Annotated in this window: 15 protein-coding genes; 8 read left to right on the top strand and 7 right to left on the bottom strand. The window is 70.2% G+C overall.

The features are described from left to right. The first annotated feature begins 67 nt into the window (after nt 1-67). Nucleotides 68-931, top strand: coding sequence for an aldehyde dehydrogenase family protein (locus INP57_RS04045; protein WP_200068730.1), 864 nt, complete (start codon nt 68-70; stop codon nt 929-931). A 90-nt stretch (nt 932-1021) separates the two neighbouring features. Here INP57_RS04045 and INP57_RS04040 read toward each other — a convergent pair whose 3' ends face one another. After that, nucleotides 1022-1603, bottom strand: a complete 582-nt coding sequence (locus INP57_RS04040; protein ID WP_200068597.1) for an SMI1/KNR4 family protein — start codon at nt 1601-1603, stop codon at nt 1022-1024. Between the two features lie 201 nt (nt 1604-1804). On the opposite strand from INP57_RS04040, the gene INP57_RS04035 reads away from it, so the two are divergent. After that, the gene (locus tag INP57_RS04035; RefSeq protein WP_200068596.1) at nt 1805-3037 is read left to right on the top strand and encodes a SatS C-terminal domain-containing protein; all 1233 of its coding nucleotides are present in this window, start codon (nt 1805-1807) and stop codon (nt 3035-3037) included. 199 nt (nt 3038-3236) lie between these two features. Here the strand turns inward: INP57_RS04035 and INP57_RS04030 are convergent, their stop codons facing one another. Next, the gene (locus INP57_RS04030; protein WP_200068595.1) at nt 3237-4325 is read right to left on the bottom strand and encodes an adenosine deaminase; all 1089 of its coding nucleotides are present in this window, start codon (nt 4323-4325) and stop codon (nt 3237-3239) included. Between the two features lie 287 nt (nt 4326-4612). On the opposite strand from INP57_RS04030, the gene INP57_RS04025 reads away from it, so the two are divergent. Continuing rightward, nucleotides 4613-5815, top strand: a complete 1203-nt coding sequence (locus tag INP57_RS04025) for an apolipoprotein A1/A4/E family protein (protein WP_200068594.1) — start codon at nt 4613-4615, stop codon at nt 5813-5815. 291 nt (nt 5816-6106) lie between these two features. Here the strand turns inward: INP57_RS04025 and INP57_RS04020 are convergent, their stop codons facing one another. Both INP57_RS04020 and INP57_RS04015 read right to left on the bottom strand, forming a co-directional pair. Further along, nucleotides 6107-7387: a thymidine phosphorylase gene (locus tag INP57_RS04020; protein WP_200068593.1), complete on the bottom strand. Its 1281-nt coding sequence runs from the start codon at nt 7385-7387 to the stop codon at nt 6107-6109. A 128-nt stretch (nt 7388-7515) separates the two neighbouring features. After that, on the bottom strand, nt 7516-7893 hold the full coding sequence (locus tag INP57_RS04015; RefSeq protein ID WP_200068729.1) for a cytidine deaminase: 378 nt from the start codon (nt 7891-7893) through the stop codon (nt 7516-7518). A 451-nt stretch (nt 7894-8344) separates the two neighbouring features. Here INP57_RS04015 and sdhC point away from each other — a divergent pair, with 451 nt between their 5' ends. From sdhC to INP57_RS03995, 4 genes are all read left to right on the top strand, one after another. Then, nucleotides 8345-8779: a succinate dehydrogenase, cytochrome b556 subunit gene (gene sdhC / locus INP57_RS04010; protein ID WP_200068592.1), complete on the top strand. Its 435-nt coding sequence runs from the start codon at nt 8345-8347 to the stop codon at nt 8777-8779. A 3-nt stretch (nt 8780-8782) separates the two neighbouring features. Continuing rightward, nucleotides 8783-9202 (top strand): succinate dehydrogenase hydrophobic membrane anchor subunit, encoded by a 420-nt coding sequence (locus INP57_RS04005; RefSeq protein WP_200068591.1) that lies wholly within the window; start codon nt 8783-8785, stop codon nt 9200-9202. A gap of 62 nt (nt 9203-9264) precedes the next feature. Further along, nucleotides 9265-11055, top strand: coding sequence for a succinate dehydrogenase flavoprotein subunit (gene sdhA / locus INP57_RS04000; RefSeq protein ID WP_200068590.1), 1791 nt, complete (start codon nt 9265-9267; stop codon nt 11053-11055). After that, nucleotides 11055-11843, top strand: coding sequence for a succinate dehydrogenase iron-sulfur subunit (locus tag INP57_RS03995; RefSeq protein WP_200068589.1), 789 nt, complete (start codon nt 11055-11057; stop codon nt 11841-11843). Before sdhA ends, INP57_RS03995 begins: the two co-directional genes overlap by 1 nt. Before the next feature lie 124 nt (nt 11844-11967). Here the strand turns inward: INP57_RS03995 and INP57_RS03990 are convergent, their stop codons facing one another. Beyond that, on the bottom strand, nt 11968-12816 hold the full coding sequence (locus INP57_RS03990; protein ID WP_200068588.1) for a helix-turn-helix transcriptional regulator: 849 nt from the start codon (nt 12814-12816) through the stop codon (nt 11968-11970). A gap of 101 nt (nt 12817-12917) precedes the next feature. Between INP57_RS03990 and INP57_RS03985 the strand changes: the two genes are divergently transcribed. Next, nucleotides 12918-13679: an SDR family oxidoreductase gene (locus INP57_RS03985; RefSeq protein ID WP_200068587.1), complete on the top strand. Its 762-nt coding sequence runs from the start codon at nt 12918-12920 to the stop codon at nt 13677-13679. Between the two features lie 25 nt (nt 13680-13704). On the opposite strand, the gene INP57_RS03980 is transcribed toward INP57_RS03985, so the two are convergent. Together INP57_RS03980 and INP57_RS03975 are read right to left on the bottom strand one after the other, a co-directional pair. Beyond that, a complete protein-coding gene (locus tag INP57_RS03980; protein WP_200068586.1) occupies nt 13705-13977 on the bottom strand; it encodes a hypothetical protein in 273 nt (90 codons plus the stop codon). A gap of 75 nt (nt 13978-14052) precedes the next feature. Further along, nucleotides 14053-14280: an SCO4848 family membrane protein gene (locus INP57_RS03975; protein ID WP_200068585.1), complete on the bottom strand. Its 228-nt coding sequence runs from the start codon at nt 14278-14280 to the stop codon at nt 14053-14055. Nucleotides 14281-14402 lie beyond the last annotated feature (122 nt).

Here is a 14402-nt window from a genome sequence, read left to right as displayed (position 1 = left end):
GGGCAACTCCGGGGACGCGGAGAACACCGGACCGTCGAGCGGCACCGGGTCCGCCGCACCCGCCCGGCTGGCCGTCGCCAAGACCTGCAAGCTCTACATCGGCGGCGCCTTCCCCCGTTCCGAATCGGGGCGCGTGCGGCCGGTGCACGACGCTTCGGGCGCGTTCCTCGGCAACGTCGCCGAAGCGTCCCGCAAGGACGCGCGGGACGCGGTTTCCGCCGCGCGCAAGGCTTTCCCGGGCTGGTCCGGCGCGACCGCGTACAACCGCGGCCAGGTGCTGTTCCGCATCGCCGAAGTGATGGAGGGCAGGCGGGACCAGTTCCGCGCCGAGGTCGCGGCCGCCGAAGGCGTCGGCCCGGCCGCAGCGGCGTCGCTCGTGGACACCGCGATCGACCGCGTGGTGTGGTTCGCGGGCTGGACCGACAAGATCGCCACCGCGCTCGGGTCCGTGAATCCGGTGGCAGGCCCCTACTTCTCGTTCAGCGTTCCGGAACCGACCGGTGTGGTTGCGGTGCTCGCACCGCAGGAGTCCGCGCTGCTCGGCCTGGTGAGCGTGCTCGCTCCGGCGCTGGCCGCGGGCAACACCTGCGTGGTGGTCGCCGCCGCCGAGCGGCCGCTGCCCGCGGTCGCGCTGTCCGAAGTGCTCGCGACCTCGGACGTACCGCCCGGAGCGGTCAACCTGCTCACCGGCCACGCCGCCGAGCCGGCGCGGTGGCTGGCCACGCACGCGGACGTGAACGCGCTCGACCCGACCGGCGCACCGCCGCAACTGCGCGCCGAACTCGAAGCCGCGGCGGCGGGCACGATCAAGCGCGTGCTGCCGGTCCGCTCCCCGCACGGCGCGGAGCCGGACTGGACGGCCCCGCCGGGCATCGACCGCCTCCGCGCCTGCACCGAGCTCAAAACGGTCTGGCATCCGATCGGCACCTGACCAGGTCATCGGTGCCGAGTCCGGCAGCACGGCTCGGCGGGCTCGGGACTCGGCTGGTTCCACCTCCCCGACGGGTGGTGACCGGGCTGTTCAGCGGATCTGCCAGTCCAGCCTGCCGTCCTCGGTGACGGTGGGGTGGCTGTGACCCGCCGGTGCGCCTTCGGTCAGCGCCCGGTTCACGTCGCCGAGCATGGCCGCCACGTCGCGCCATTCCGGCCGTTGCACCTGACCGGCCTCCTGCTCCCACTCCAGCACGCACCCGCGCATCGGCCCGGGGCGCAGGTCCACGACCAGCTCGTCGGAGAAGCCGTCGCCTGCGATGGGGATCCACGCCGGGTGGTAGCTCGACCCCGGCGAACCCGCGTAGTAGTCGCAGGCCGGTCGTTCCCACTGCGCCGCCCACGTCTTGCGGTGCGCGCTCCACACTTCCAACGCCTGCTGCGCGCCGTACGGCGTGTAGAACGGCGGCAGCACGTCGGCGAGGACGTCACCGTCGGTGCCTCCGCAGCAGGACCACCACTCCCGCAGGTCCGCGGGCAACCCGATCTCGAATTCCCGTTCCAGCTCGCTGAAATCCGGCGGCGGGTAGGGCGGGAGCAGGGCCGCTGCGGTCACCGGTGCGTGCTCACCCAACCAAAGCACGATTCTCGTCCACAGCTCCGTGACATCCATTCGCTCCATGATCGACGCGGCGCGGCGGTGCCGGTACCGCCAACCGTGAGGCGCTGCTGCCAGGTGCTTCTCGCGAGGGGAAATCGGTTGCGGCGCGGTTCGACAGGATCGGTACCGTGGGCAACCCGACCAGCGAGCAAGCCTGAGTCGGTCACCCCGTAGGCTTCGGCGACGTCTGGTTCGGCCACCGGAGGTAGAAAGATGGCGCAGGACATCGTCCCCATCGAACTGGGGCTGCCGCAGGGCGACCTGGTCACCCTGTGGGCTCCGCGCTGGCGCGAGGACGGTGAGGACTGGGAGGCGTTCCTCGGCTACGAGGAGGCCCTCTACGCGTTCCCGGACGCCTCGAGACTCGCCGCGTTCGTGCGCACCGCCCGCGAGCACGACCTCGACGACCACCCGGCGTGGCACGTGGTGCCCGCCCTCTCGGCGGTGGAGCTGAACCCGGACGAAGATCACCAGTTCGACCTGGTCGGCGTGCCGGAGCTGGTCGCGGACACCCCGGACACCTGGACGATCAACGAGCTGCACGACATCGTCGAGATCGCCCGCTCGCTGGCCGACGTGTGCGAGCTGGACGCGGTGCACGAGGTGCTCGACGCCGCCGAGGGCTTCGACCTGCTCGACCAGGGCACCCTGGTGTTCACCGGCAAGGACGGGCAGAAGCGCTGGGCGCAGGTGTGCAAGGTGGTCGCCGAGCGCTGGGACGAGGTGCTCGACGCGCTGGACGGGGTGGTGACCACTCCGGAGGTGCCCGCTGACGCGGTCGCCACCGCCGAGGCCGAACTCGCCGAGGCGCTGGACAGCGACGACGACAACGAGGAACCCGCCACCGGCGAAGAGTCCGATGTGGACACCGTGGAGGACGCCGAACCCACGTTCTGGAACGAGATCGGCATCGACCCGATCCGGATCGTGACCTCCGCGGGCGAGTTCTACTCGCTGCGCTGCTACCTCGACGACGACCCGGTGTTCCTCGGTTCCGACGGGCGCATCGACGTGTTCTCCTCGCCGCGCGCGCTCGCCCGGCACCTGGCCGAAGGCGAGGCGCTGGCGGACAACGACCTCGCGCAGGTCGCGACCTGGCCGCAGGTCACGCAGCGGGCCAACGCGGGTGAGCTGGAGGTCGAGGTCGACCCGGACAACACCTACGTGCTGACCGGGCTGGACGCCGACCTCGCCGCAGGCCCGTCCGAAGTGGAGCCGAACCAGCTGGACCTGGCCGAGGAACTGCTGCTGGACGCGGCCGCCTGGGCCGGGGACAAGACCGTGGACGAGGCGCTGCAGCCGTCCGAGCGGCTGGGCTGGCTGGTCTCGTTCGTGCTGCGGCCGAGCCCGAACCGGCTGCCGCCGAGCCCGCCGTTCGACGCGGAGGTCGCCGCCTGGCGCGAACTGGTCGCCCAGTTCGAGGACCAGCGCCTGCGCAAGCACTGAACCCGGCGACGGGTGGATACCAGCGGTCCGTTCGCTCCGCCCCAGCAGTGCGGACGCAGCGGTGCCCGCGCGTGTCGGCGGAGTCCGCGCGGCGCGCGCCGTTCCGAGCGAGCGGACCGCTCGACCCGTCCAGCGGGGCGAACGGCCCGCTCACTCCGTTGCAGCCTGGCGCGGGGAATGGCCCGTGCGCGGCGGCGGATCAGCCCATGAGCGTGGCGTAGCCCGGCTTGATCGCGTCGTTGATGACCGCCAGCCGGTCGTCGAAGCCCAGGAACGACGACTTCATCGCGTTGACCGTGAACCACTGCATGTCGGCCCAGTTGTAGCCGAAGGTCTCGTGCAGCCCGGCGAACTCGCTGGACATCGAGCAGTGGCTCATCAACCGGTTGTCGGTGTTCACCGTCACCCGGAACCGCAGCCTGCTCAGCAGGCCGATCGGGTGGTCGGCCAGCGAGCCCGCCGCACCGGTCTGCAGGTTCGACGACGGGCACATCTCCAGCGGGATCCGGCGGTCCCGCACGTAGGAGGCCAGCCGGCCCAGCTGCGCCTCGCCGTGCTCGTCGATCTTGATGTCGTCCACGATCCGCACCCCGTGGCCGAGCCGTTCGGCGCCGCAGTGCTGGATGGCCTCCCAGATCGACGGGAGCCCGAACGCCTCACCGGCGTGGATGGTGAAGTGCGCGTTCTGCTGGCGCAAATATTCGAAGGCGTCCAGGTTGCGGGTCGGCGGGAATCCGGCTTCCGGTCCCGCGATGTCGAAGCCGACCACCTCGGTGTCGCGGTAGCGCACCGCGAGTTCGGCTATTTCCGCGGAGCGCGCGTTCTGCCGCATCGCGCACAGCAAGGTACCGATCCGGACAAGTTTTCCTTGCGATTCCGCACGCCGTTCCCCTTCGCGGAATCCCGCTTGCACGGATTCCACGACCTCCGGCAACGAGAGCCCGCGTTCCTGGAACAACTCCGGTGCGTAGCGAATCTCCGCGTAGACCACCCCATCGGCCGCAAGGTCTTCCACGCATTCGGCGGCCACCCGGTGCAACGCCTCCGCGGTCTGCATGACCGCCACGGTGTGCGAGAACGTCTCCAGGTACCGCTCCAGCGAGCCGGAATCCGCGGACTCCTGGAACCACTTCCCGAGCGATTCGGAGTCCTCGTGCGGCAGGTCGGCGTACCCGACCTCGGCCGCCAGCTCGATCACGGTCTGCGGTCGCAGCCCGCCGTCGAGGTGGTCGTGCAGCAGGACTTTCGGGGCCAAGCGGATCGTGTCCAAGCTCACCGGTGTCGACATGACCCCACGTTACAACCGCGGAACCGGCATCGTCCGCAGGCGCATCGGAGCGAAAAACCACCCGATCGCACGTTGCCTGCAAAGTCATCCGGCCAGCTCAAGCGCAGTACGGGCACTCCATTGCCGCACAACCGCATTGCGCTGAACAGAGCAACTGCGCGAGGCCATTCGGAGTGCGAACCCCGGCCGCAATAACGGAAAGTACCCGGGGGCGGCTGGGAACGCGCGGATCGACTAGCTACGCTCGATCGGTCCTCCCCTGCCCCTCGACGAAGGACGTCCGCACCGTGAACGAGAACATGTCCTTCGACCGCATGCGGAACATGCTCACCCGTGCGGCCGAAATCCGCGAGAGCGAGCAGCAACAGATTTTCGACGCACTCGACGAGATCCACGCCCGGATGTCCCCGCTGGAATCGCTGGGGTCGGTCCGCAAGCGGCTGTCCGAACTGCCGGACCGCACCGAGCTGGGCTCGCTGACCGAGCGGGTCGACGAAGCGCTGTCCAAGATCGACGCCCAGGACGGGGTCATCGGCGAGGTCAAGACCGCCGTGGACGGCCTGTTCGACAAGCTCGCCAAGCCGTTCGCCGAGCTGGACGGCCGGCTGGACGGCGTGTCCGGGCGGTTCGACGGCGTCGCCGGGCGGATGGACGGCCTGGAGGACAAGCTCGGGCACATCCACAAGCGCCTGGACGAGCTGGGCGGTCACCTGGACAAGCAGGACTCCCGGCTGGAGTCGCTGCCCGGCGCGGTCACCGACCCGGTGCGCGAACGCATCGACGGCCTGGAGACCAGCCTGCGCGGCCGGTTCGCCGAGATCGACGAGGGCGTGCACGAGCACCTCGACGGCACCCGCGAGACGTTGCAGCGCGCGGTCACCGAGTCCGGTAGCGGCGTGCAGCACGCGCTGACCGAGGCGGTCTCCGGCAACCGGGACGAGCTGGGCGGCAAGCTCGACGAGCTCGCGCAGCGGCCCGCGGTGGACCCCACCGAGAAGCTGGACGGCCTGGCGCAGCGGCTGGAGCAGCTCACCGACCGGCTGGACAAGGTCTCCAGCCGCCTGGACAACGTCGAGGAGAACGTGCACGGCCGGATCGAGGCGGTCGAGCAGGGCGTGAGCAGCCGGCTGGAGACCGTCGAAGAGGGCGTCAAGACCGGGCTCGGCGAGCTCGGCGGCACGCTGGCGCAGAACCTCTCGCAGATCAGCGGCTCGCTGGCGTCCCGGCCGGACTCCGACGCGGTGGACTCGATGGTGCGCCAGGCCAACGAGGAGACCGAGCGGCGCCACGCCGGCCAGCTCGACGAGGCGATGGCGACGTTCGCGGAGCTGATCCTGGGCGGCAGCGCGCAGCAGTCCCCGCCGCCGCCCACCACGCTGCCGCGCCAGCAGCAGCAGCGGCGCGGCCGGTCGAAGAGCGCCAAGCGCGAGGACAAGGCGCTCGGTTCGGACGACTCCTCCGACGAGGGCTACGCCGCCGAGAGCGCCTGACGACGTTCGCGACAGCGGGGCCGCGCTTCCTCCGGGAACCGCGGCCCCGCTGCGTTTCCACGCCCGGCACGCGCCGCGTTCCTCCCCGAGTGAACGGACCGTTCGACCGATCTATTGGGACCAACAGTCCGTTCACTCGCCCCACTTCGCTCGGATCAGGCGATGCGCGGGTGCGCCGGCTGAGGCTCTGAACCGATGAGGTTTCGTGCGGAGCGAACGGACCGTTCGGCCAATCCAGTCGGACCAACAGTCCGCTCACTCGGGGATCTCCGGGTGGCGGGCGAGGCGCGGTCAGGGGCGGACGGTGCCGAGGATCAGCGGGCTGGGAGTGAAAGCGTCCGCGGTGATCGCGATGGCGTCGGTCAGAGCTTCGCGGGCTGCGGGGAGGCGGTCCGGGGTGTCGGTGTGCAGTTCGAGCAGCGGGTCGCCTTCGGTGACGTGGTCGCCCGGTTTCGCCAGGCAGCGGATGCCCGCTGCGTGCTGCACGTCGTCCTCCTTGCGGGTGCGGCCCGCGCCCAGCCGCCACGCCGCAAGCCCTACCGCGTACGCATCCAATGTGGACACAACGCCGGTGGCGGGCGCCGGGAAGGTCTCGACGTGCGCGGCACGCGGCGATTCCGCATCCGGATCCCCGCCCTGCGCGACGATCATGGCGCGCCAGACCCGATGCGCCGCACCGGAAGCCAGCACCTCCGCCGGGTCCACATCGGACAGACCGGCGTGCGCCAGCATTTCCCGCGCCAGCGCCAGGGTCAGCGCCACCACGTCCGCCGGACCGCCGCCGCGCAGCACCTCGACCGCCTCGGTGACCTCCAGCGCGTTGCCGACCGCGCAGCCCAACGGCACCGACATGTCGCTGAGCACGGCACTGGTGCGCACCCCGTGCGCGGTGCCGATGGCGACCAGCTCGTCGGCCAGCGCGCGGGCCTGCGCCAAGTCCTTCATGAACGCGCCGGAGCCGCACTTGACGTCCAGCACCAGCGACTGCGCGCCCTCGGCGAGCTTCTTGCTCATGATCGAGCTGGCGATCAGCGGGACCGATTCGACGGTTCCGGTCACGTCGCGCAGCGCGTAGAGCTTGCGATCGGCCGGGGCGAGCCCCTCGGTCGCCGCGCACACCACCGCACCGACCTCGTCGAGCTGCGCACGGATCTCGTCCGCGCTCAGCCGGGCGCGCCAGCCCGGGATCGACTCGAGCTTGTCCAGCGTCCCGCCGGTGTGCCCCAGCCCGCGCCCGGACAGCTGCGGCACCGCAGCCCCGCAGGCCGCGATCAGCGGCGTCAACGGCAGCGTGATCTTGTCACCGACCCCGCCGGTGGAGTGCTTGTCCACGGTCGGCCGGGCGAGGCCGGTCAGCTCCAGCCGCGCACCGGAGGCGATCATCGCCGCGGTCCAGCGCGCGGTCTCCGCCCGATCCATGCCGCGCAGCAGGATCGCCATCGCCAGCGCGGACATCTGCTCCTCGGCGACCTCGCCCCGCGTGTAGGCCGCGACCACCCAGTCGATCTGCGCGTCGTCGAGCCTGCCGCCGTCCCGCTTGGTGCGGATCACGTCGATCACCGAGTGCGCCATGCACCGACCTCCTCGCCGTCGCCCGGCACCGTCGCCGAGGACGCCCGAGTCTCGCATCCGATCAAGCCCACCGGGGCGATCAGCGCCGGAACCCGCGCTCGCAGCGGCGCGAAGCGAGATCGGAATGCTCAGAGCTCGAAGGCGTCCGGCAGGACCTCGCGCATGGGGCGGATGCCGCGGGGCGTGTCGACCTCGCAGTCCGGCCCGCCGAGCTCGTGCAGCAATTGCCTGCAACGCCCGCACGGCATCAGCAGCTCGCCCGCACCGCTGCGGCAGGCCACCGCGACGAACCGGCCCCCGCCGGTCAGGCACAACTGCCCGGCCAGCGTGCATTCGGCGCACAGCGTCAAGCCGTAGGAGCCGTTCTCCACGTTGCACCCGGACACCACGCGCCCGTCGTCGCACACCGCCGCGGCGCCCACCTGCAATCCCGAATAGGGGCAGTACGCCGTTGCCGCCGCTTCCACGGCCTTCGCGCGCAACCACTCCCAATCCACCGCCACCATCCGCACCTCCCGAACCCGGCGAAGCCCTTCGGCCACGCTGAATACCGCATTTCACGAGCGCTGCGGGACAATGGAGCATTCCCGCCGCCACAAGCACGCACCCGCGCGAACACCGAACCGCCCGCAATGCTTTTGTGAGCTTATGCGCAGCGCAGATGTGGTGACATGGCTCTCCGGAAGGGCCCTTGACGCGGGTGCCGCGCATTGCCCGCGAGTCACGAGTTGATTTCTACATCGATCCACCGGCCCGGCCGCTTTGTCTGGTCGATCACACAGAGCACAGGTGAGTAGGCCACGCCCGAGACGCGGGTCTAGCATCCGAGAAGTCCAAGGCCCTAGTTCAGGTGGCCGGTGACGGGCGTGCGGATGCAGATGCTGACGACTCTCCACCGGTCGTCCCTCGTTCCCGAACGGGCCGCAAGTCCACCAGCGACGTTGGAGGCCTTCCACCATGGCCAGCACCACCGCCTCCGCGGCGGAGGCGCCCGAGCGCGAGGGCAACCCTCGTGCCAAGGGCTCCCTCTACCGCGGCGATCTGGGCATGTGGTCGTGGGTCGCGCACCGCATCACGGGCGTGCTCACCTTCTTCTTCTTGTTCGTGCACGTCCTGGACACCGCACTGGTGCGGGTCTCGCCCGAGGCGTACGACACGGTCATCGAAACGTACAAGAGCCCGATCATGATCCTGTTCGAGCTGGGTCTGCTGGCCGCGGTGCTGTTCCACGCCTTCAACGGCATCCGCGTCATGCTGGTGGACTTCTGGTCGAACGGGCCGAAGTACCAGAAGCCGATGCTGTGGACCGTGCTGGGGCTGTGGCTGGTGCTGATCGTGCCCGCCGCCATCTCGATGCTCACGCGCGCCGTCACGGAATTGTTCGGGGGCTGACCCATGACCACCACTGAAGCACCGCTGTCGGTCGACAAGCCGCGCTCGCCGCACCGCGCCGCCGCCCGCCGCAGCAATTTCGAGCTCTACAGCTGGCTGTTCATGCGGCTGTCCGGCGTCGTGCTGCTGTTCCTCGTGCTCGGGCACATGCTGATCATGCTGTTCCTGGACGGCGGGGTGCACCGGATCAACTTCGCGTTCGTGGCCGGGCGCTGGGCGAACCCGTTCTGGCAGTTCTGGGACCTCACGATGCTGTGGCTGGCCGGGCTGCACGGCGGCAACGGGCTGCGGACCGTCATCAACGACTACTCCCGCAAGGATGCGTCCCGCTTCTGGCTGAAGATGCTGCTGTACGTCTCGGTCGTGCTGACCGTTGGTGTGGGCACGTTCGTGCTGTTCACCTTCGACCCGAACATCGGCTGAGAACCGCCCGCGCAGCTTCGAGGCCCGCCGCTGGGCCTCGCCATCGGCCCTAGGAGGCGACCATGCAACACCACAAGTACGACGTGGTCATCGTCGGCGCCGGCGGCGCCGGGATGCGCGCGGCGATCGAATCGGGCCAGCGCGCCCGCACCGCCGTGCTCACCAAGCTCTACCCCACCCGTTCCCACACGGGGGCCGCGCAGGGCGGCATGTGCGCCGCGCTGGCCAACGTGGAGGAGGACAACTGGGAGTGGCACACCTTCGACACCATCAAGGGCGGCGACTACCTCGTCGACCAGGACGCCGCTGAGGTGATGGCCAAGGAGGCCATCGACTCCGTGCTGGACCTGGAGAAGATGGGCCTGCCGTTCAACCGGACCCCGGAAGGCCGGATCGACCAGCGCCGCTTCGGCGGGCACACCCGCGACCACGGCAAGTCCCCGGTGCGCCGAGCCTGCTACGCCGCGGACCGCACCGGCCACATGATCCTGCAGACGCTGTACCAGAACTGCATCAAGCACGGGGTGGAGTTCTTCAACGAGTTCTACGTCCTCGACGTCACCATGAGCGAGGACGAGAACGGCGAGCAGGTCTGCACCGGCGCCGTCGCCTACGAGCTGGCGACCGGCGAGATCCACGTGTTCGAGGCGAAGTCCGTCGTGTTCGCCACCGGCGGGTTCGGCAAGGTCTTCAAGACGACGTCCAACGCGCACACCCTCACCGGTGACGGCATGGGCATCATCTACCGCAAGGGCCTGCCGCTGGAGGACATCGAGTTCTACCAGTTCCACCCGACCGGCCTGGCCGGGCTCGGCATCCTCATCTCCGAGGCGGTCCGCGGCGAAGGCGGCATCCTCCGCAACGTCGACGGCGAGCGGTTCATGGAGCGCTACGCCCCGACGATCAAGGACCTGGCGCCGCGGGACATCGTCGCCCGCTCGATGGCGCTGGAGGTGCTGGAGGGCCGCGGCTGCGGGCCGAACAAGGACTACGTGCTGCTCGACGTCACGCACCTCGGCGAGGACGTGCTGGAGCAGAAGCTGCCGGACATCACCGAGTTCTCCCGCACCTACCTGGGCGTGGAGCCGCTGGAGGAGCCGGTGCCGGTCTACCCGACCGCGCACTACGCGATGGGCGGCATCCCCACCAACATCGAGGGCGAGGTGCTGCGGGACAACGACACCGTCATCCCGGGCCTCTACGCCGCCGGTGAGTGCGCCTGCGTCTCGGTGCACGGCTCGAACCGGCTGGGCACCAACTCGCTGCTGGACATCAACGTGTTCGGCCGCCGGGCGGGCATCGCCGCCGCCGAGTACGCGGGCGAGCACGAGCACGTCGAGCTGCCGGAGAACCCGGCGAAGCTCGTGGAGGGCATGGTCGAGCACCTGCGCACCGCGCACGGCGGCGAGCGGGTCGCCAAGATCCGCACCGAGCTGCAGGAGACGATGGACGCGAACGCCTCGGTGTACCGCACCGAGGAGACGCTGAAGCAGGCGTTGTCCGACGTGCAGGCGCTCAAGGAGCGCTACGGCCGGATCGCGGTGCACGACAAGGGCAAGCGGTTCAACTCGGACCTGCTCGAGGCCGTCGAGCTCGGGTTCCTGCTGGACCTGGCGGAGTCGCTGGTCAACGCCGCGCTGGCCCGCAAGGAGTCCCGCGGCGGGCACGCCCGCGAGGACTACACCGCGCGCGACGACACCAACTTCATGCGGCACAGCATGTCGTACAAGCAGTTGCCCGACGCCGAGGACCCGAACGCGCCGCTGGGCCTGACCGGCTTCCAGGCCGACATCCGGCTGGACTACAAGCCCGTCGTCGTGACCCGGTACCAGCCGATGGAGCGTAAGTACTGATGACCGCAACCGTTGAGAACACCGAACAGACCGCGGACCTGCCCTCGGACGCCCCGCCGATCCCGGAGGGCGCGACCATGGTCACGGTCCGCATCCAGCGGTTCAACCCGGAGGTCGACGAGGACCTGCACTGGGAGTCCTACCGGATCCCGGCGCTGCCGTCCGACCGCGTGCTGAACCTGCTGCACTACATCAAGTGGTACGTCGACGGATCGCTGACGTTCCGCCGTTCCTGCGCGCACGGCGTGTGCGGCTCCGACGCGATGCGGATCAACGGCGTCAACCGGCTGGCCTGCAAGGTCCTGATGAAGGACATGTTCGCCAAGAGCGGCGAGACGACGATCAGCGTCGAGCCGATCAAGGGCCTGCCGGTGCACAAGGACCTGCTGGTCGACATGGAACCGTTCTTCGAGGCGTACCGGGCGATCAAGCCGTACCTGGTCACCTCCGGCAACGAGCCGACGCGGGAGCGGACCCAGTCCATCGCCGAGCGGGAGCGGTTCGACGACACCACCAAGTGCATCCTGTGCGCGGCCTGCACCACGTCGTGCCCGGTGTACTGGTCCGAGGGCTCCTACTTCGGCCCTGCGGCGATCGTGAACGCGCACCGGTTCATCTTCGACAGCCGGGACGAGGCCGCCGAGGAACGGCTGGACATCCTCAACGACGTGGACGGGGTGTGGCGCTGCCGCACCACGTTCAACTGCACCGACGCCTGCCCGCGCGGCATCCAGGTCACCAAGGCGATCCAGGAGGTCAAGCGCGCGCTGATGTTCCGGCGCCGCTGATCGGCAACGCACCACGGCGCCCGTCCCGGATTCCGGGGCGGGCGCCGTCGCATTCCCGGCCGCGGTGCGCGTGCGCGGCGAGTTCGTCGAACGCCCGATGCTCGGCAGGTCCGCGCGGGCAGGATCACCGGGAGGCGTCGGTGAAGCGTTCGTGGCCGAGCACCGAAAGCAGTTCGAGCTTGGCGTGGCCCTCGGTGCCGGGGGCGGCGGTGAGCACCAGCAGCGCCTGCGACCGATCCTCGGTGAACAGCACCTGGCAGTCCAGCTCGATCGGGCCGAGTTCCGGATGCAGCAGCGTCTTGTGGTCGGTGAAGCGCGTGGCGACCTCGTGGCGCTGCCACAGCTCGGCGAACTCGTCGCTCTCCCGCTGCAACGCCCGCACCAGCTCCCCGGCCGCCGACTTCGCGCCCAGCACGCCGTAGGCCGCGCGCAGGTTGGCGACCTGCGCGCGGCTCTGCCGGTCGCGGTCGTCCACCGGGTAGATCAGCCGCTCCGCGGGGTCGGTGAACCACCGGTAGACCTCGCTGCGGGCGAGGCCGGTGTGCCCGGAGCGGTCGCCGAGCAGGGCCACGGCCATGCGGTTCTGCACCAACGCCTCGCCGAGGCAGGACAGGATCATCGCGGGCGTGTCGTCCAGGCGATCGAGCACCCGCAGCAACGCGGGCGCGACGTGCGTCGCCGCGTCCATGGACGTCGGCGCGCTTTGCCCGGCGATGCGGAACAGGTGGTCGCGCTCGTCGGCGGTGAGCCGCAGCGCGCGGGACAACGCGGTGAGCAGCTGCGCGCTCGGGTGCGGGCCGCGGCGCTGCTCCAGCCGCGTGTAGTAATCCGTGGACATACCGGCCAGCGACGCCACTTCCTCGCGGCGCAAACCGGGTGTCCGCCTGCGCGCGCCGTCGGGCAGGCCGACGTCGCCGGGCCGCAGCGCCTCCCGGCGGCGGAACAGGAAGCTCGCGAGCGCTGCACGGTCCATGTCCCCAGCATGGCCCGCCCGGCCGCCCCCATCCAGGGATCGCGGGTCCCCCGGAGCACCGGTCTCTGCACCGTTGCCGATTTCCCGGTGAAACTCAGGGCATGGACATCACCGGAAACACGATCTTCATCCCCGGCGCCACCAGCGGCATCGGGCTGGCCCTCGCGCTGCGGTTGCAGGCGAAGGGCAACACGGTCGTGGTCGGCGGCCGCCGCGCGGAACTGCTCGAACGCATCGGCGCCGACCACGGGCTGGACACCGCGCGGATCGACACCACCGACCCCGCGAGCATCCGCGCCGCTGCGGCCGAGGTGCTGGCCCGCCACCCCGAGCTGAACGTCCTCGTCCCGATGGCGGGGATCATGCGCGTCGAGGACTGGCACCGGCCCGAGTCCTTCCTCGGGTCGGCGGAAGAGGTCATCACCACCAACGTGCTGGGACCGATCCGGCTCATCGCCGAGTTCATCGAGCACCTCCGGACCCGGCCGGACGCCACGATCCTCACCGTTTCGTCCGGGCTGGCGTTCACCCCGCTGGCGGCGACGCCCAGCTACAACGCCTCGAAGGCCGCGATCCACATGCTCACCGAGTCGATCCGGTTGCAGCTGGCCGACACCAGCGTGCGGCTGCAGGAGATCGAACCGCCCGCGGTGCGCACCGAACTGCTGCCGGGCCAGCAGGACAGCGAGCACGCGATGCCGCTGGCCGAGTTCGCCGACGAGGTCATGTCGCTGCTCGAGAACCTGCCCGAAGCCCGCGAGATCCAGGTGGAGAACGTGAAGTTCCTCCGCTACGGCGAAGCGCGCGGCGACTACGACCAGGTCGTCGCCGCGCTCAACGCCGCCGACCCGCACGGCAAGTGACCGGCGTTCGGATCCGGCGGATCCGTCACCGCCGGTGCCAGAACAGCACTTCGGGGTTTTGCTCGGTCGGGCGGTCGAGGATCGGCTGAGGCAGCTGCCGCAGCTGCTGGTCGAGGAACGCGGCGACGTAGCGGTTCCCCAGTTCGGCACCACGCGCCCCGGGCAGCGGCGTTCCGGGGTGGTGGATGCCGTACTGGTTGCCCAACATCGTCACGTCGGTCGCCGACCCGTGCCCGGAGCCGTTCAGGGTGATCCAGCGCTTCCACCCGTGCAGGCGCTCCCAGGTGCTGCGGAGCATCGGGACGTGGTGATTCGGCCACGGCGTCGGGTCCACCCGTGGCTGGTGCTGTGCACTGCTGCGTGCCGACGCCGGTCAGCTGCGGGTCGCGCGGAAGGCGCGCCAGCCGAGCACGCCGATGATCGTGCCGAGCACCAGCGAGACCGCCGCGATCACGAAGTGCACGTACAGGAAGGCCGTGGGCGAGGCGCCCGCCCAGGACTTCTCGTTGATCCAGATGTTGCGGAAGAAGGCGGGCCACAGCAGCCACGACCAGACCCCGAAGGCGAGCAGGAACAGCGCGGTACGGCGGGAGAACTTCACGCCTGCCAGTATCCGCCCGCCGCTGTCGCCGGCCGCACCTGGCCTCCGCTCGTCGCGCGGTGCCCGAACCGCGCACCCGCCCGTTCTCGGCGGACACCGAAAGTCGTACGGACGAATCCCGC

Source organism: Saccharopolyspora galaxeae, from assembly GCF_016526145.1.
Taxonomy (GTDB): Bacteria; Actinomycetota; Actinomycetes; order Mycobacteriales; family Pseudonocardiaceae; genus Saccharopolyspora_C; species Saccharopolyspora_C galaxeae.
Note: the sequence above shows the minus strand (reverse complement) of the source record. Positions and strands in the feature narration are given on the sequence as shown.